At 58.7% G+C, this 17,132-nt stretch carries 19 protein-coding genes; 12 read left to right on the plus strand and 7 right to left on the minus strand.

Annotated elements, in window-relative coordinates:
- Window positions 1-21 precede the first annotated feature (21 nt).
- Genes ACN0SO_RS03475 through ACN0SO_RS03485 form a run of 3 tightly spaced genes read left to right on the plus strand, consistent with a single transcriptional unit; the run spans window position 22 to window position 1,287 of the window.
- Window positions 22-435: a rod-binding protein gene (locus ACN0SO_RS03475; protein WP_417674548.1), complete on the plus strand. Its 414-nt coding sequence runs from the start codon at window positions 22-24 to the stop codon at window positions 433-435.
- A complete protein-coding gene (locus ACN0SO_RS03480; RefSeq protein ID WP_417674550.1) occupies window positions 435-836 on the plus strand; it encodes a hypothetical protein in 402 nt (133 codons plus the stop codon). The genes ACN0SO_RS03475 and ACN0SO_RS03480 overlap by 1 nt, the downstream gene beginning before the upstream one ends.
- Complete coding sequence (locus ACN0SO_RS03485) at window positions 829-1,287, plus strand: hypothetical protein (RefSeq protein ID WP_417674552.1); 459 nt, start codon at window positions 829-831, stop codon at window positions 1,285-1,287. Before ACN0SO_RS03480 ends, ACN0SO_RS03485 begins: the two co-directional genes overlap by 8 nt.
- 407 nt (window positions 1,288-1,694) lie before the next feature.
- Here the strand turns inward: ACN0SO_RS03485 and ACN0SO_RS03490 are convergent, their stop codons facing one another.
- The 7 genes from ACN0SO_RS03490 to motA form a co-directional block, all read right to left on the minus strand.
- A complete protein-coding gene (locus tag ACN0SO_RS03490; protein WP_417674554.1) occupies window positions 1,695-2,159 on the minus strand; it encodes a hypothetical protein in 465 nt (154 codons plus the stop codon).
- Between the two features lie 46 nt (window positions 2,160-2,205).
- Entirely contained in the window at window positions 2,206-3,273 is a 1,068-nt protein-coding gene (gene flhB, locus ACN0SO_RS03495; protein WP_417674556.1) for a flagellar biosynthesis protein FlhB, read from the minus strand.
- A 43-nt stretch (window positions 3,274-3,316) separates the two neighbouring features.
- Window positions 3,317-4,351, minus strand: coding sequence for a flagellar motor switch protein FliG (locus ACN0SO_RS03500; protein ID WP_417674558.1), 1,035 nt, complete (start codon window positions 4,349-4,351; stop codon window positions 3,317-3,319).
- Window positions 4,352-4,367: 16 nt separating this feature from the next.
- Window positions 4,368-4,643 (minus strand): flagellar motor switch protein FliN, encoded by a 276-nt coding sequence (gene fliN / locus ACN0SO_RS03505; protein ID WP_209011591.1) that lies wholly within the window; start codon window positions 4,641-4,643, stop codon window positions 4,368-4,370.
- 125 nt (window positions 4,644-4,768) lie between these two features.
- On the minus strand, window positions 4,769-5,308 hold the full coding sequence (locus tag ACN0SO_RS03510; RefSeq protein ID WP_417674560.1) for a hypothetical protein: 540 nt from the start codon (window positions 5,306-5,308) through the stop codon (window positions 4,769-4,771).
- A complete protein-coding gene (locus tag ACN0SO_RS03515) occupies window positions 5,289-6,221 on the minus strand; it encodes a flagellar motor switch protein FliM (RefSeq protein ID WP_417674562.1) in 933 nt (310 codons plus the stop codon). Before ACN0SO_RS03515 ends, ACN0SO_RS03510 begins: the two co-directional genes overlap by 20 nt.
- A gap of 27 nt (window positions 6,222-6,248) precedes the next feature.
- Entirely contained in the window at window positions 6,249-7,151 is a 903-nt protein-coding gene (gene motA / locus ACN0SO_RS03520; protein WP_417674564.1) for a flagellar motor stator protein MotA, read from the minus strand.
- Between the two features lie 163 nt (window positions 7,152-7,314).
- Here motA and ACN0SO_RS03525 point away from each other — a divergent pair, with 163 nt between their 5' ends.
- The 9 genes from ACN0SO_RS03525 to ACN0SO_RS03565 all read left to right on the plus strand — a co-directional run bounded on the left by ACN0SO_RS03525 (window position 7,315) and on the right by ACN0SO_RS03565 (window position 17,092).
- Window positions 7,315-8,103: a DUF1217 domain-containing protein gene (locus ACN0SO_RS03525; protein WP_417674566.1), complete on the plus strand. Its 789-nt coding sequence runs from the start codon at window positions 7,315-7,317 to the stop codon at window positions 8,101-8,103.
- A gap of 4 nt (window positions 8,104-8,107) precedes the next feature.
- Complete coding sequence (flgF, locus tag ACN0SO_RS03530) at window positions 8,108-8,833, plus strand: flagellar basal-body rod protein FlgF (protein ID WP_417674568.1); 726 nt, start codon at window positions 8,108-8,110, stop codon at window positions 8,831-8,833.
- Entirely contained in the window at window positions 8,830-9,519 is a 690-nt protein-coding gene (locus ACN0SO_RS03535; RefSeq protein ID WP_417674570.1) for a hypothetical protein, read from the plus strand. Before flgF ends, ACN0SO_RS03535 begins: the two co-directional genes overlap by 4 nt.
- Complete coding sequence (fliI, locus tag ACN0SO_RS03540) at window positions 9,506-10,828, plus strand: flagellar protein export ATPase FliI (RefSeq protein WP_417675040.1); 1,323 nt, start codon at window positions 9,506-9,508, stop codon at window positions 10,826-10,828. The genes ACN0SO_RS03535 and fliI overlap by 14 nt, the downstream gene beginning before the upstream one ends.
- Window positions 10,829-11,322: 494 nt before the next feature.
- Window positions 11,323-11,973, plus strand: a complete 651-nt coding sequence (locus ACN0SO_RS03545; RefSeq protein ID WP_417674572.1) for a response regulator transcription factor — start codon at window positions 11,323-11,325, stop codon at window positions 11,971-11,973.
- Between the two features lie 148 nt (window positions 11,974-12,121).
- Window positions 12,122-13,099 carry a GAF domain-containing protein gene (locus ACN0SO_RS03550; RefSeq protein ID WP_417674574.1) on the plus strand — a complete coding sequence of 326 codons (978 nt, stop codon included), beginning with the start codon at window positions 12,122-12,124 and terminating at the stop codon, window positions 13,097-13,099.
- Window positions 13,100-13,275: 176 nt separating this feature from the next.
- A complete protein-coding gene (locus ACN0SO_RS03555; RefSeq protein ID WP_417674576.1) occupies window positions 13,276-13,962 on the plus strand; it encodes an SRPBCC family protein in 687 nt (228 codons plus the stop codon).
- Between the two features lie 119 nt (window positions 13,963-14,081).
- Window positions 14,082-14,570: a (2Fe-2S)-binding protein gene (locus ACN0SO_RS03560; RefSeq protein ID WP_417674578.1), complete on the plus strand. Its 489-nt coding sequence runs from the start codon at window positions 14,082-14,084 to the stop codon at window positions 14,568-14,570.
- A gap of 161 nt (window positions 14,571-14,731) precedes the next feature.
- Window positions 14,732-17,092 carry a xanthine dehydrogenase family protein molybdopterin-binding subunit gene (locus ACN0SO_RS03565; protein WP_417674580.1) on the plus strand — a complete coding sequence of 787 codons (2,361 nt, stop codon included), beginning with the start codon at window positions 14,732-14,734 and terminating at the stop codon, window positions 17,090-17,092.
- Window positions 17,093-17,132: the final 40 nt, after the last annotated feature.

The following is a 17,132-nucleotide window of genomic DNA, read 5'->3' on the forward strand; positions in this document are numbered from 1 at the left end:
GCAAAATGCAGGAGTGTCCTCATGGCTATCGCGCCTCCATCCGATCTGGTTCTCGACGTGGTTCGCGCTGCCGACCCGGTGGAGCGAAGTGTTGCGGCGGGAAAGCTGCAGCGGCTGGCAGCGGTAGGCTATGCCGATGGGTCGGGCTTCCGGTCCGCAATCGACGACACCATGTCGTCCTCGTTTCGCGCCAATGGTTCTGCGGGAGCGACCGGCAGCAAGTCGCCGGCCGAGAAATTCGAAGCGCTGGTTCTGCACCAGTTTGTCGAAACCATGCTGCCGGATGATGCCGGCGATGTTTTCGGCAAAGGCGCGACCGGCGAAATCTGGAAATCCATGCTTGCGGAGCAGGTCGCCAATCAGATGGCTGCAAGCGGCGGCATCGGGATTGCGGATCTCATGCAGGATACCTTGAAGCGGGGGACTGAAGCCTGATGTCGGAAGAGCTTGACCGGGATGTGTCCCTGACCGTGTCCAGTCCTGTGGCCGAGGCCATTCTCAAAGCCGCGATACATAGGGCGCTGAACGTGGTCGAAGCGGAAACGCGGGCCTTGCGTGAAGGCGGCGGAACCGACCTGAAGACTTTCGAATACCGCAAGAGCCAGGCGCTTCTGGATCTGAGCCGCGCCCGACAAACGGTTCCATCCACGGCTTTAGGGCAGGAAATCAGGGACTTGCTGGAACATCTTCGCCTGGCCCTGAAGGACAATCTGCTCTTGTTGTCCCGCCATCTGGCGGCTGTGAAGGAAATTGCCGACCTCGTGGCGCAGTCCATGCTGGATGCTGATTCAGATGGCACCTACGCCCGCCCGTTCCCGGAGTATCTACATGATTAAATGGATCTTCGTCGGGATCTGGATGCCGCTTGCAACGGTGGCATCCGGTTACGGTACACAATACTGGCTCAATGATCAGATGGCCAAGGGGGCGACCCAGCGGGCCCGGCTCGGCGGTTTGGACTATGAAACCGTGCAGCCGGTCAACGTACCGATCCTGAAAGACGGGGCGTTGCAGGGCTATGTGGTCGCCAATCTGGTGTTCACCGCTGATGCGGACGTTCTGCGCAGCCTGTCGGTCCCGCCGCATCCGTTTCTGGTCGATGAAGCGTTTCGACTTCTTTATGCCGACAAGGCTTTGGATTTCAAACACCTGGAACGTTATGACCTGGACGGCATGACCAGACATTTGAGACTGGCCGTCAATGCCCGCATCGGCGACGATGTGGTCAAGGAGGTTCTGGTCGAGGAATTCAATTACTTCACCAGGGCCGACGTTATCACCCACTAGTCACCGGAATCTGAAGTTCGTCTCATTTTTCAGCACGCTTTGCACGAACTTCAGATTCCAAGGGGTGACTAGCAAGTATAAGTTTCCAGTGTGGTTTTCTGATTTGAAATACGCATCGGTATTTGTTGCGGAAATGAGGCGTATTTCAAATCCACCACACTAGGCAGCGGCCGTCCGATCCAGGCTGACCCGCTTACGCGCACCGGAACGGTACGTTCCGGTGCTTTTTTGTATGACACCGGTGCACAGAGCCGTTTGAAGCAATTGGTCGGGAAGAGCGCTGCCTCAAGCCGGGAACCGGAGCTCGCCGAGCCAGTCAGGTCTATCAGTCAAGCTTGGCGGGTGAAGACGGCATTTCGTGGAACGGTTCGCGCCGGGGCACATGCGTGCCTATGCCCGGCTGCAGCTCACGAAGTACGGCCTCTCGGCTCCGCCCGTGCATCATCCAGGGCTTCCAGCAGCCGGCGGGTATTTTTAGCAGGATCGTCCGATGCATTGGTGAATTCGATGTAGGAGACGTTCACCGCGTTCTCCGGTTCGCCCAGAACCAGCGAGAAATAGACCCACACACCCTTGTGGTAGAATTCCAGGTCCAGGCTGATTGTCGGCGGCCGGTCCCAGTCCAGGTCGACTCCGGCGGCCATGCCATAACGCAGCGTATCATCCTTGAAATAGAGCTCGGCCGAAGATCTGACCAGGTCGGCGATGTTGCCGTGCTGTTCGGTGCGGACAAATGCCACCAGATCGACCACATCGACCAGCTTCATTTCGCTGGTAAAACCCTTCAAGGCCAGCGCGAGAGCTTCCTTGCGCTGTTCATCGGCGGTCGTAGTCGCGGCGGCCTTGCCGTTCCCACCCGAATGATCCTGCATCGCGCATTTTTCCTGATGCGATAGAATGTCCAACTGCTTGATATCACTATCCTGCACGGCGTGAGTATACATAGCAGATGATTTCCGCAACAGCGCGATAGAATTCCGGAGGAATCATTCGGTCGATTTCCGTGCTCGCGTAAAGCGAACGGGCGAGTTCGCGGTCTTCTATGACCGGTACCTGGTTTTCTTCCGCGATTTGTCGGATCTTCAAGGCGATCAGGTCCTGCCCCTTGGCGACCACGACCGGAGCGGCGGATTGTTCAGTGTCGTAACGCAAGGCCACCGCAAAGTGGGTCGGGTTTGCAACGACAAGTGTCGCGCCGGGGACGGCGTTCATCATCCGGTTGCGTGCCCGATCACGGGCAAGCGACCGCTGCCGGGCCTTTACGATCGGGTCGCCCTCCATCTGCTTGTACTCGTCCTTGATCTCCTGCTTGCTCATGCGCAGGTTCTTGCGCCAGCTGAAGCGGGACCAGACGATATCGACAGCCACCAGCAGGATCGTGACGATACAGACGCCGCCGACCAGTTTCATGGACAGCTGAAGGATGACTTCGGGAAGGGCACTCGGGTCGGTAAACATGGAATTCAGCAAGCTCGGCAGACCGGCCCTGAACTGAAGAAGGGCCACGATGCTGACGGTCGAGAATTTGAACGCGGCCTTGAGAAATTCGACAACGCCCTGCATGCCGAAAATCCGGCTCCAGCCTTTTGCCAGCGAGATGCGTGACGGGTCCGGTTTGATCCGATGCCCGACGATACGTGGCTTGTTCTGAAGAAAAGCCGCCGCGAGCCCGGCAAGGGTGAGCGTTCCGATGATCGGGGCGAGAAACCGCATGGTTTCCATCGCGAGCGCATGGGTAAGCAGAATGGCATCGGCACCGTTTCCAAGTTTGAATCCTCCCGCGTTGTCGATCAGGTGCATGAGGGCTGACCTCAACTTCCCTGTATCGGCGGTTATGATGAAGGCTCCGATCAGCAATGCGGCCAGAAACGATGCCAGGATGGGCGCTTCCTTGGATGTCGGAATATTGCCCTTCTCGATGGCGTCCTGGATTTTCTTCTCTGTCGGCTCCTCTGTTTTTGAGTCCTTGTCGCTATCGTCGGCCATTAAGGGGCTGTCCCGTTTCCGCCTTCAGCTATCGGGTGCGGACCTATGCGAAATAGGCGCCTTCATCCTGCTTTGGATTGAGGTCGATTTCGCCGCGTCCGGCCATTTCAAGCGCGAGATTGGTGATAAAGCTGCGTGCTTCGAGAACGTCGCGTTGGGCCGCAGGTTCGCCGCCGGCCAGTTCATGCTCCGCGATCCTGCGCGAACGCGACGTAAGCGAGGATAGAATGACTTCGCGGAAACCCGGATCCGTGCCCTTCAGGGCCATCACAATCCGGTCCGTCGGGATCTGATCGAAAATCGCCATGCGCGTCCGCGCATTGAGATTGATGATGTCATCGAAGGTGAACAGGAGGCCCTTGAGCATTTCCGCGGTTTTCGGGCGGACCTCGTTGAGGTTGTCCAGCGCGTCTTCCATGTGATCGCGGTCCATCTTGTTCAGGATGTCCGCCATGCGGGCATAGGAATCCGCTTCAAGAGTGCCGGAAAGGTTCATCATGAAGTCCTCATGCATGGTCTTTTCGACTTCGCGCATGATTTCGGGAACCACCGCCTTGATGGAAAGCATGCGCCTGACCAGCTGATTGCGCATCGGCGCGGAAATCTGTCCGAGGACCTTTGCCGCCGCTGCGGGCCTGATCTTGGTCAGGATGAGCGCTGCGGTCTGCGGGTGTTCCTTTGCCAGGTAGTTGGCGAAGACCGTTTCGGAAACCGTCGCCAGCCGGTCCCAGATATTCCGGTTCGAATTGCCCAGAACATCCGACATGATATCGGATAGCTGGTCTTCCGATAGAACGCCTTCAAGCAGTTTCTCCACTTCGTTGGCCGACCCGTAAAGCGTCGGACCGTTGGAAAACTGCTCGATGAATTGCTCTGCAAGCTTGTCCAGCTCTTCGGAGGCCACGGTGCCGAGCTGTGCGGCCGTCACCGTGATCATCCTTATTTCTTCCTGATCGAAATGCCGCAGCAGCCTCGACGAACTTTCCTTGCCGAGCGACAGCAGAATTGCGGCTACTCGTTCTACGCCATTCAGTGGTTTGGCAGGCAGTGTTGCCGGTATCGTTGCAGTGGCATTCATCGCATATTGTCCGTTCTCAGGCTTCCAGCGCGCCGGTTTGGGAACTGATGATTTCGGTCAGGGACACACCGAAACGGGAGTTGTCGTCTTCGACCACCACCACTTCGCCCCGGGCAATCACACGGCCGTTGACGACGATGTCGATCGGTTCGCCGACACGGTGGTTCAGGGGAATGACAGCGCCGCGGCCGAGTTTGAGCAGGTTGGAAACCAGCATCGTCGCCGATCCGAGAACCACCTGGATGTCGACCGGGATCCCGAGGATCGTATCCAGGTTACGGTCGTCGCCCATCAGTTCGGTGTCGGCCTTGCCACCCGGTCCTTCCGGTGCCTCAACCTTGGCGAAATTGGCGGGCTTGGCGGTATGCACGCCGTTGTCCTTTTCGGTCACGTCGTGTTCAATCGTGGTTTCATTCATCACAGGTCATCCTTCTGAGACATGGAGACGGAGCGAAACGGGCTGCCGAACGTGTCGTCGATCCGGTGGATGCGTGTCGCTCTGGGTGCGGCTACGCCGGCGGTTTCGGGTCGCGGCGCGGAAGCCAGCAAGGGATGGGGCAGGTGTTTTTCCGCCTTCGCATTTCCGCTGTAATCGGCGCCGTCATCGGGCTTTCGCTTGGCCATCATGGCGGTCGCCTTGGACAGTTCCTTCAATTCCGCGCGCAGGACGGATTGCTGCCTTTTTGCCTCACGGGTCAGGCCGTCGATTTCGGCGACCAGCTCGCGGGCATCGTCCATGCGGCTGCCCAGGGCATTCAGCACCTGTGCTCCGCGGACATTCAGTTCCTGGATCGAGACCTCGATCCCATCGAGGGCGAGCGCGGTCTGATCGAAAATGCGCTGATAGTCCATGTGATAGGAGCCGAGCCGTTTCAGCTCGCGATACATGGCAACCATTTTCCAGGTCGTAATGACCAGGGCGAGCAGAAGCACGCCGTCAACGAGAGCGGAGATCATCGATTAGATCCTTTTCTTCATGGATCAGGTCTTCGACCTTGAGGGTGTAGGAACCGTCGAGCTGACCGAGCTGACAGGTGAAGATCGGCTGGCGATTGCACTTCAGGGTGACCGGCGTGCGCGCGGTTGCCTGAAGTTCAATGACCTGCCCGATTTCCAGGTTGCAGATTTCGGCAAGGGTCAGTTGCCGTTCTTCCAGAATGGCCTGCAGCTTCACCTCGGTCCGTTGGATTTCGCTGTGGAAGTGCTGGGTCCATTTCTTGTCGCGGGTCGACATCTCGCCGGAAAGCACCTGGGACAGGCCCTGGCGCAAAGGGTTCAGCGTGGAATGCGGCATGACGACGAAGACTTCACCGCCGCGTCCGATCGCCTGCAGCAGCAGGCGGGCGACGACAGCCGGATTGTTGCGGCGGCCGACCACCGCGAAATCCATCCGGCTTTCGATCCGCTCGATCTTCAGCGTCGTTTCGGCGATCGGCTTGAAGGATTCCTCCAGAGCCTTGGCCGCAACCTCGAACACCGTCCGCGCGATCCGCGTCTCGATGTTGGAAAAGGACCGTTCCTCGTCGATCGGCGGTTCGGTGCCATCGGCTCCGAACAGGACATCGACCATGGTGAAGATGAAGTCCCGGTCGAAACCGACCAGCACCCGGGAATCCCATTCCGGGGAATAAAGGACAGCGACCAGGGCGTTGGCTTCGAATTCGTCCAGAACATCGCCGATCCGGTCGTTTTCGATGCAGCTCACCGACACGTAGGACGGAGAGGCGGACTTCTGGCGCATGGCGTCGGCCATGACCCGTGCCATCCGGTCGAAGACCACGGGCAGCATGGGCAGGCGGTCGACCGAGATCCCGGCGGCATCGAGCAACCGGTCGGTGATCATGGCGCGTTCGGAACTGGTTGCGTCCATTTGGACGGTATGAGCCTCCATCATGATTTAGGCGGCTCCCTTCTGACGCATTTCCTGCACGTTTTCCGAAACCGGCGTGCTGGCGCTGAGCGTTTCGCTTTCCACTTCGTCGATCGTCGGACGATCCGTATCGGAAATCGTCTTGCGACCGTGTTCCAGGGCGATCTGGGGTGCCGCGCCGTTCATGAAGGCAAGCAGGGTCTGCTTGACGACGATATAGGGGCGCAGCCGGGATTCGCGGACGCCCTTGATCTTGCTCGCCAGCGGCGCGACCAGGGCGTAGGACAGTAGAATTCCGAGAAAGGTCCCCACGAGGGCCGCGCCGATGAGCGAGCCGAGCAGCTGCGGCGACTGATCGATGGCACCCATGGCCTTGATGACACCGAGCACGGCGGCAATGATCCCGATCGCGGGGAGCGCTTCCGCCAGGGCGCTCATGGCCTGATAGGGCTTCATCTGGTCCCGGTGAATGGTGTGAAGCTCCTCATCGACCAGCGCCTCGATTTCATGGGCCCGGGCGTTGCCGACGATGATCAACCGGAAATAGTCACAGATGAAGGTCGTCAGGCTCTCGTTACGCAGCACCGAAGGAAAATTCTGGAAGATCGCCGAATTGAACGGCTCTTCGATATGGGGTTCGACCTCGTTGCGGCCTTTGGCCCGCAATTCGCGCATGAGACCGTATAGAAGAGCGAGCACATCGAGATAATCGCGTTTCTTGGGCACCGCATTGCGAACCGCGTCGCCGGTTGCGGTCATCGTGTCGAGAATCGACTTCATGGGATTGCCGACAATATAGGTGCCGATTGCGACGCCGACGATGATGACGAATTCCCAGGGTTGCCAGAGAACCGACACCTTGCCGCCGAGGGCGGCGAACCCGCCGATCAGAGATACGCCTGCAATGATCAGGCCCAACAAAATAGTCACCGAGCAGCTCCTTGATGGTGCATGTGAGGCTTCGATGACGGGACACTAGAAAACGAGACTTGCCTGAAGCTGGCGCCGGAAATGCCGATGGCGCGAACAGCCTGGCGTAAGCTCCGCGCGCAAAGGTTCTTCCTCGCAAGTGAATGAGCGAAAGAAGACCGCCATGATCAGCACGCTGCTTCAATACCAGATGGTTACATCCGACCTGACCAGGTCGCTGAAGAACGTTACCGCCGACCCCATGGTCGAACGTAATACCGAGTACTATCTGGAAAACATCGACTCCATTAAATCGATCGACGACTTTCTCGGTAACGATCGGATCTATGCCTATGCGATGAAGGCGTTCGGCCTGGAAGACATGACCTATGCCAAGGCCTTCATGCGCAAGGTTCTGGAAGAAGGCATCGACGATCGTTCCTCTTTCGCCAATCAGTTGACCGACGACCGCTACCGGCAATTTGCCGAGACTTTCAATTTCGATCGTTACGGCGAGACGGCGACCATCTTTTCCCGTGCTCAGGAAGGCGTCACCGAAGCCTATGTGCGCCAGACGCTGGAGGAGAAGGAGGGAGCGTCGAACGAAGGCGTCCGCCTTGCGCTTTACTTCGCACGCAAGGCGGAAGACATCGGTTCCGCCTACGACATCCTGGCCGACAAGGCGCTTGCCGAAACCGTCTACACGGCCCTTGGTCTGCCCAACGAATTCGCCATGTCGGATCTGGGGAAGCAGGCGGCCTATATCGAAGACCATATCGATATCGAGAAGCTTCAGGACCCGGAGTACCTGAACGATTTTCTTGAACGTTTTTCCACGCTCTACGATCTGAAAACCGGCCAGAACCTTCAACCGGTCCCGAACCTGCTCGTATCCGGCGGCGCGCCTTCGGTCGTCAGTTTCGGCGAAAACCTGCTGGCCAGCATCCAGAATCTCAAACTCGGAGGGTCCTGACCCCATGCAATCGGCTCTTTATGTGGCACTGTCCGCTCAGGTTGCCTTGTCGAAACGGCTTGAAACCGTATCGCGCAACGTCGCCAATATGAACACGGCCGGGTACCGGGCCGACGAGGTCAAGTTCAAGGAGATCCTGGACAAGGCCGGACCGGACAAGGTCAGCTTTGCCAGCGGCGGAGAAGTGTTCATATCGCGTCAGGTCGGCAGCCTGAACAAGACGGACAATCCGCTGGATATTGCCGTTGAGGGCGAAGCCTTCCTGGCAATCCAGACGCCGGCCGGCGTGGTCTATACCCGTGACGGCCGAATGCAGATGGGAACAGATGGCGTGTTGAGAACTCTTAACGGCCATGAGGTTCTGGATGCAGGCGGCCTGCCGGTCATCATCGATCCGGAAGGCGGCCCGCCGAACATTTCCCAGAACGGCGAAATTACGCAGGGTGAGGACGTGCTTGGAACCATCGGCCTGTTCCAGTTCGCCGCGGACGCCAAGTTGTCCCGCCGCGACAATTCCGGTGTCATCCCCGACAAGCCGGCGATCCCGGTGCAGGAGTTCAGCACGGACGGAATACGGCAGGGCTATGTCGAAGGAGCGAACATCAATCCTATTCGGGAAATGACAAAGATGATCATGATCACCCGCGCCTTCGAGGGCGCGACGGCGATGATCGATCAAAGCAACGACACCCAGAGAACCGCAATTCGGGAACTGGGAGAAACGTCATGACCTGGGTCGCACCCGTTTCCGTAGAGCCGTCGAATCCGACCGGGATAACGCATATCCCGAGGCCGAAACCAACGGTCGCTACCTCCGCGGCCGATAAGGCGCAAGGATTCGGCTTCAAGGATTTTCTGGACGTAATCAATCCGCTCCAACATATCCCGGGCGTTTCGGAACTCTACCGGGCGATGACCGGTGACGAGATTTCCGATGGAGCGCGCTATTCGGGCAATGCCCTTTACGGCCTGGCGCTCGGCGGACCGATCGGTTTCAGCGTCATGACCGGCTATTCCATAGCATCATCCGCAATTGCCGGTGAGCCGAAAGGCGCGGAATCCAATCCCGAAACGGCGGCCATACCGGTTCCGCAGGAAAAGCCCGTAACGGTCTTCAAGCCGGCAAGCGAGGTCGCGTCATCGGCAGGCGGCGAGGTTCTCGGCGCGGAAGTCGCCCGGGTCACGGGGCCTGGCAATGGACAGCCATTCGATCTGACCGCTCTGATGACCGGCATGGCACCCGAACCGAAAGTGGCGCCGGCAAGGGAGCCGGAAGCGCGGAAAGACCCACAAGCGGTGTCACCCGAGGCGGGTTTGGAAAAAATCGCGGCTCACAAGGACAACCATCTTCCGGTCGATGTCCTGAAAGCGCTCCAGGAGAGGTATCTGGCACGTGCCAATGATGAATCGGCTTGAGCGGGTCGCCGTTTCGCTTTCGACTGCGGAAAAGGAATTCGGAGCGGTCAAAATCGGCGGGCATGTGACACAGGTATCGACCGGAGCCATACGGGTGTCCGGGTTGTCCAGGTCGGTGTGCCTTGGGGATCTCGTTCTCATTGAAGGTCAGGATCGGATTCTGCAGGGTGAAATTATCCTGCTCGACGAACGGGATGTCGTGGTCAAACCGTTCGAACGGTCAAGTGACATCGGTATCGGCGCAACGGCCTGGCGCATGGGCGGGCTCGCAGTCCATCCGGATCCGACCTGGAAAGGCAGGGTCGTGAACGCGCTCGGCAAACCCATAGACAATCGCGGCCCCCTCAAGACCGGTCCCGCCGGATTTCTCCTCGACAGGGACCCGCCCCAGGCAATGGAAAGGGCGCGGGTCAACAAACCGGTCCGGACCGGAGTGAAAGTGATCGACCTGTTCACGCCGCTCTGCGTCGGTCAGAGGATCGGCATTTTTGCCGGATCCGGTGTCGGAAAATCGACGTTGCTCGGAATGCTCGCAGGCTTTGGAGAATTCGATACGGTCGTGGTCGGTCTTGTCGGCGAACGCGGACGCGAAGTGCGCGAATTCATCGACGATGTGCTCGGCGATACGCTGGAAAATTCTGTCGTCGTGGCCGCGACCGGGGATGAAAGCCCGATGATGCGCCGGCTTGCACCCAAGACTGCCATGAGTGTTGCCGAGTATTTCCGGGGGCTGGGCCATTCCGTTCTCCTGATCGTGGATTCCGCAACCCGCTTCGCCCATGCCGCGCGTGATGTCGCTATGGCGGCTGGAGAGCCGCCGGTTTCGCGCGGCTATACACCGAGTGTCTTTTCCGACCTTGCCAAATTGCTGGAGCGGGCGGGACCGGGCGCGGAAGGCGAGGGGACGATCACGGGCATCTTTTCGGTACTCGTTGATGGTGACGATCATAATGACCCGGTTGCGGACAATCTGCGCGGCCTTCTGGACGGCCACGTCATTCTGGACAGGGGGATCGCCGAAGCGGGACGTTATCCGCCCGTGGATATCCTGAAGTCGACTTCCCGGTTATCCCAGCGGGCGTGGACCGACGACCAGCGCGAACTCATTCTCAGGTTGAAGGGGATGATTGCGCGGTTTGAGGAAACACGGGATCTCAGGCTCATGGGCGGTTATCAATCCGGCTTGGATGAAAGCCTCGACAAAGCCTGTGAACTCGTGCCGAAAATCTATGAAGCGCTGCGCCAGTCTGCAAAGCCGGCTGAAGCCAGTGACCCGTTTACCGATCTGGCGCGCGCATTATCGGTGTGACCTTTCAGAACCAGCGATGCTTTATACGCTGCCCGGGTCTGGATATTCGATCCAGCTCGCGTCGGTGCGTTGATGCTGTTCGGGCTAATTAAAATACCAATAATTTTCTGGAAAATTTTACGAGTGATGTTATACTTCTCGAAGAATTGGAAGTCATTAAAATAATAAACGAATTTTAAGTTCTATTTGCGGCGAATTTTCTTATTTATAAATTCTGATTTTATTATGATGTTGTGGCGAAAAATAGACATTTGGCGACTCTAGTATTCAATTTCAGGTTTGTTTACACTTCGAAACATTGATCATCATTCAGCAATAAAATACCACTCTATTTAACGTGTTAAATGCGGAGTGGGCTAATGTTTGTAATTGTTGATGACAGGGAAATTGTGACTGCGGGATACGCATCGGCTTTCGAACGAGAAGGCTATGCATCTTTGGAATTACATTCTTCGGAACTTGTTGATTGGCTGAACATTGCACCGGAAAGCGATTTGCAATCGATCGAAGCTGTCCTGCTTGGAGCGAGCGAAGACCGTTTGTCTTTTCCCGCGCAGATCCGCAGTCGCTGCAATGAAGCCCAGATCATAGCCCTGGAAGACAATCCCAACCTGGAACGGACGCTCGATTTGTTTGCCGTGGAAGTCGATGACGTCCTGCGCAAACCGGTCCATGTGAAGGAAATACTGGCAAGGGTTGGTGCCTACCGTCGACGCCGGACGACCGAGAGCAAGTCTGTCGATGCCGGTCCGATCCAGGTTTTCTTCGACGGACGGGACCCGGAAGTCGGTGGCGACGTGATGGAATTGCCGCGTCGGGAACGTCGTATCCTTGAGTATCTTGTCCGAAACAAGGGGCGTCGGGTCACCAAGACCCAAATTTTCAATGCCGTCTACGGCATGATGAATGAAGGCGTCGACGAGTGCGTCGTCGAGAGCCACATATCCAAACTCCGCAAGAAGCTGCGCATACGCCTCGGTGAGGATCCGATCGAATCCACTCGCTATATCGGCTATATGCTGAAAACAACCGCGACCGGTGACAGCGAGCCTGCATCAAAACCGAAATTGCGCGATGCTGAGGTGACAGCAGATTGGCTCAAGACCACCGCAGCAGGCCAGAAGGCGATCGAGCTGGTGGCCTGATCGGGGAGGTTCGTTTATCGCAACTGATGGGGTCGGGGCATAACTGATCCGGGTTGGTTCGTGCGAAAGGTTTTGACAAGTCCTCCTTGTTTTGGTCGAGTTGGGCCAAAGAGCAGGTAAAAGCCTGCCTCTGAGGGAGGAATAGCTGATGCATTCGGCGAACCTGACCAGGTCCCATGCCGATCTGGTCGAAGCGGCGGTTCGGGAAAGCATTGCCGCGGCCATGTCCGGAGTTGTGGCATCCTGGCGGCGGTCGATGGTCTACCACGGACTGGATCCGAGCCAGCGCGGCCCGGCCAAAAGGGTCGTTGAAGCGGAATTGCGACAGGCGCGGGACAAGTATGGCGCGCTCCTGGAAATCGCGAGGCCCAGTCTCGAACATCTCTTTCGAATTGCCGGTCAGGCCGGCTGTTGCGTCGTGCTCACCGACGACACCGGTTTGATTCTGGATAGCAGGAGCAATGCGGGTGACCGGCAAAGCTTTGAGGGCTGGGGGTTGACCGAGGGCGCCGTGTGGAGCGAATCCGCGGAAGGCACAAACGGGATCGGGACCTGTCTGGCGGAAAAACGCCCGGTGGTCATCCACCAGGACCAGCATTTCCGCGCCGACAACATAGCCATGAGCTGCATGGGCGCTCCGATTCATGACCCGCAAGGCCAGTTGATTGCCGTTCTGGACGTGTCCAGTTGCCGGAGTGATATGTCAACGTCCTTCGCCCAGGTGCTCGGGGCGGTCGTCAACGACAGCGCGCGGACGATGGAAAACGACCTGTTTCGAGCTGCATTCCCAAGAGCTCGTATCCTCGTTGCAGACGGAAACAACGGACGCAATGGTCTTTCCCTGCTGGCGGTGGATGAGGACGATCTCGTGATCGGTGCCACTAGGCAGGCCCGTAAATTCCACGGTCTGACCAGTGAGCAGATCGAGCGGACGCTGCCGCTGTCCGACGTGCTGGGAGACATGGCTGCAGGGCAGCCGGGATCGGGCGCTCAGAAAACCGAATTGCGCAGGGCCTTGTCCCGCTGCCATGGCAACATATCTGCTGCGGCACGCTATCTCGGTATCAGCCGGGCGACGATGTACCGGCGGATGCAGCGATGCGGCCTGGCATCAAACCAGGCATGAGGCGCTCCTGGTCCTGAAGGTGTCTCAAAAGTGAAACACCTGATGAATCGCGGATGCGCCTGACCCTTTCGGTTGGCGGATACGTCATGCACAATTCACGATAACGATATGTCTTGTAAACGGTACCGTGTATTGTCAAAACAGACCTGCAGACGAACACAAGGGGAATTGGTCGCATGGATATGAATGGCAGTTACCGCATACCGGCATCACGGGAGACTGTCTGGGCGGCGCTGAACGATCCTGAAGTGCTGAAGGAGTGCATTCCGGGCTGCGAAAAGCTGGAAATGACCAGTCCCACCGAGATGACTGCCACGGTGACCTCCAAGATCGGCCCGGTGAAAGCCAAGTTCAACGGCGCTGTCACTCTGGAAAACATCAACCCGCCGGAAAGCTATACCATTGCCGGCGAAGGCAAGGGGGGCGTTGCCGGTTTTGCCAAGGGGTCGGCCGACGTGAGCCTGGCCGAGGACGGCGATGAAACGGTGCTGACCTACACCGCCCGCGCTCAGGTCGGCGGCAAGCTCGCCCAGCTCGGCAGCCGGCTGATCGATTCCACCGCGCGCAAGATGGCTGACGAATTCTTCGGAAAATTCACCGAGAAGGTCGGCGGCGGCGGTGGGTCCGCGGACGACGAACTCGATGCGGGCATGATGGAAGAGGCCAAGACCAAGGCCATCGAGGACATGCCTTCCGACGCTTACAAGGCCGTGCAGGAGGCCGAGCATGCCATCGAGGAAAGACTGCACGATGTGGAGGAAAAGGTGGAAGTCGCCGCGGGCAAGGGCGCTTTTGGCGGTCCGCTCGTCTGGGGACTGATCGCCCTGGCAGCGGTCATTGTGATCCTTGCGGTCATGAGCTGATTAAAAAGCCTATCGGACGAGCGGATTTTTCAGGCCGCCGTCCAGATCGGCGGAAGTATTTGAAGTTTATCCCGGGTGGCGCATCAATGGCCCGGGTTGATAAATGAGGGAGAAAAATGATGTCGAAAGTGACGATGCGACTGAACGGCAAGACGGTGTCCGCCGATGTGGAAGACCGGACGCTGCTCGTTCATTTCATCCGGGAATCCCAGGGCCTGACCGGCACGCATGTCGGCTGTGATACGTCGCAGTGCGGTGCCTGCGTTGTCCATGTGGACGGAAAGGCCGTCAAATCCTGCACCATGCTCGCCGCCCAGGCGGACGGTTCCGAAGTCCTGACGGTCGAAGGTCTCGCCAGCGGCGATGAACTGCATCCTGTCCAGGCGGCATTCCGCGAACACCATGGTCTGCAGTGCGGCTTCTGTACACCGGGCATGATCATGACCGCAGTCGACATGATCGAGCGTCATGGCGCCAATCTGGACGAAAAGACCATTCGCCACGAGCTTGAAGGCAACATCTGCCGCTGCACCGGTTACCACAACATCGTGAAGGCGATCAAAGCGGCCGCCGACCAGATGGCCGGGATGAAGACGGCTGCGGAATAAACCGCGACGATAGTGCTGCCGTATTGCGGCAGTAGTCCTTTTCACATGTTTTAGGCCTGTTCCGGAAAAGTCAGATGCAGTCGCCGGTTCCCGAGGAGGGGAACGGTTTCATGCGGAAGATCCGATAAGCAGGCGGGAATGATTTTCCAGGGAGGAAAACCATGGGAGTTCAAGGTATCGGGGCACGCGCCCTCAGGAAAGAAGACAAGCGCTTCATTACCGGTAAGGGCCGGTATACCGATGATATGGTTCTGCCGCGCATGACCTATGCGGCCTTTGTCCGCTCGCCGCATGCGCACGCGAAGGTGAAAGGCATCGATGCCAGCGCCGCGCTTGCCATGCCGGGCGTGGAAGCGGTCCTCACCGGTGAACAACTGGTCGGCGACGGCATCGGCAATCTGATCTGCGGCTGGATGATCCATTCCAAGGACGGATCGCCGATGAACATGGGTGCCTGGCGCGCACTTGAGCCGGAAACGGTTCGTTTCGCGGGACAGGCCGTCGCTGTTGTGATTGCAGATACCCAGGGACAGGCCCGTGATGCGGCCGATGCGGTTGTCGTCGATTATGAAGAACTGCCAGCCGTCGTCGGCATGAGCGCTGCCATGGCGCCCGGCGCGCCGCAATTGCACCCGGAAGCCCCTGGTAACCTGATTTATGACTGGGACATCGGTGACGAAGCCGCCACGAACGCGGCATTCGACAGTGCAGCCCATGTCACGCGCATGGACATCACCAACAACCGCCTGGTTCCGAACCCGATGGAACCGCGGGCAGCCCTTGCCGACTACGACACGGCGGAAGAGCACTACACGCTCTACACCACATCGCAAAACCCACACGTTGCGCGCCTTGTTCTGTCGGCCTTTTATAATGTCGCTCCCGAGCACAAGCTCCGGGTCATCGCGCCCGACGTTGGCGGCGGCTTTGGTTCCAAGATCTTCATCTATCCGGAAGAAATCGTCGCTCTCTGGGCCTCCAAGCGCGTCGGTCGTCCGGTGAAGTGGGTTTCCGACCGGGCCGAAGCCTTCCTGACCGACGCCCATGGCCGCGATCACAAGACGGAAGCCGAACTGGCTCTCGATGCGAACAACAAGATCACCGGTTTCCGGGTCAAGACGGTGGCGAACCTCGGGGCCTATATGTCCCTGTTCTCGTCGTCCGTCCCGACCTATCTCTACGCGACGCTTCTGTCTGGCCAGTACGACATTCCGAACATTCACTGCAACGTGAAGACGGTCTATACCAACACGACACCGGTGGATGCCTATCGCGGGGCCGGCCGGCCGGAGGCGACCTTCCTCGTGGAACGCATCATGGAAACGGCTGCGCGGGAAGTCGGACTGTCGCCGGCGGAGTTCCGGCGCAAGAACTTCATTCGCAGCTTCCCCCATCAGACCCCGGTGATCATGTGCTACGACGCCGGCGACTATGACGCCACGCTCGATGCAGCCCTGAAGGCGATCGACTATGACGGTTTCCCGGCACGCAAGGCCGAGGCCGCCTCTCGCGGCAAGCTGCGTGGCATGGGCCTGTCCTGCTACATCGAGGCCTGCGGCATCGCTCCGTCTGCGGCGGTCGGCTCCCTCGGCGCTGGTGTCGGTCTCTGGGAATCTGCGGAAGTTCGCGTGAACCCGGTCGGCACGATTGAAGTGCTCACCGGCTCGCACAGCCATGGCCAGGGACACGAAACAACCTTCGCGCAGCTGATTTCCGAACGGTTCGGTGTCGACACCGACGCTGTGTCTATCGTCCACGGCGATACGGACAAGGTACAGTTCGGCATGGGCACCTATGGTTCCCGTTCCGGCGCAGTCGGCATGTCTGCTATCGTCAAGGCACTCGACAAGGTCGAGGCCAAGGCGAAAAAGATCGCCGCCCATCTGATGGAGGCCTCCGAAGGCGACATCCAGATCGAGGGCGGCGAATTGAAGGTTGCCGGTACCGACAAGAAGCTGAGCTTCACGGAAGTGGCCCTTGCCGCCTATACCGCCCACAACCTGCCGGAAGGAATGGAGCCGGGCCTGAAGGAAGGCGCCTTCTACGATCCGAGCAACTTCACGTTCCCGGCCGGCACCTATGCCTGCGAAGTGGAAGTCGACCCGGATACGGGCAAGACGGAAATCGTCAATTTCGTGGCCGCCGACGACTTCGGCAAGGTGATCAATCCGATGATCGTCGAAGGGCAGGTCCATGGCGGCCTGACCCAGGGCATCGGCCAGGCGCTGTTGGAAAACGCCGCCTATGACGAAAGCGGTCAGCTCCTCACCGGTTCCTACATGGACTACGCCATGCCGAGAGCCGATGATGTGCCGTCCTACAACCTGTTGACCACCGAAACCATCTGCCCGGGCAACCCGCTCGGCATGAAGGGATGCGGTGAGGCCGGTGCGATCGGATCACCGCCGGCGGTCATCAACGCCATTACCGATGCGATCGGAAACAACGGCCTTTCCATGCCGGCCACGGCGGAAAAGGTCTGGTTGGCGGCACAGCCCGGACTTAGTCAGGCTGCCGAATAGATTGTAGCGGGTTGAACGCGGGGTCGGGTAACTTGCCCGG

The organism is Roseibium sp. (genome assembly GCF_048260565.1).
Classification (GTDB): domain Bacteria; phylum Pseudomonadota; class Alphaproteobacteria; order Rhizobiales; family Stappiaceae; genus Roseibium.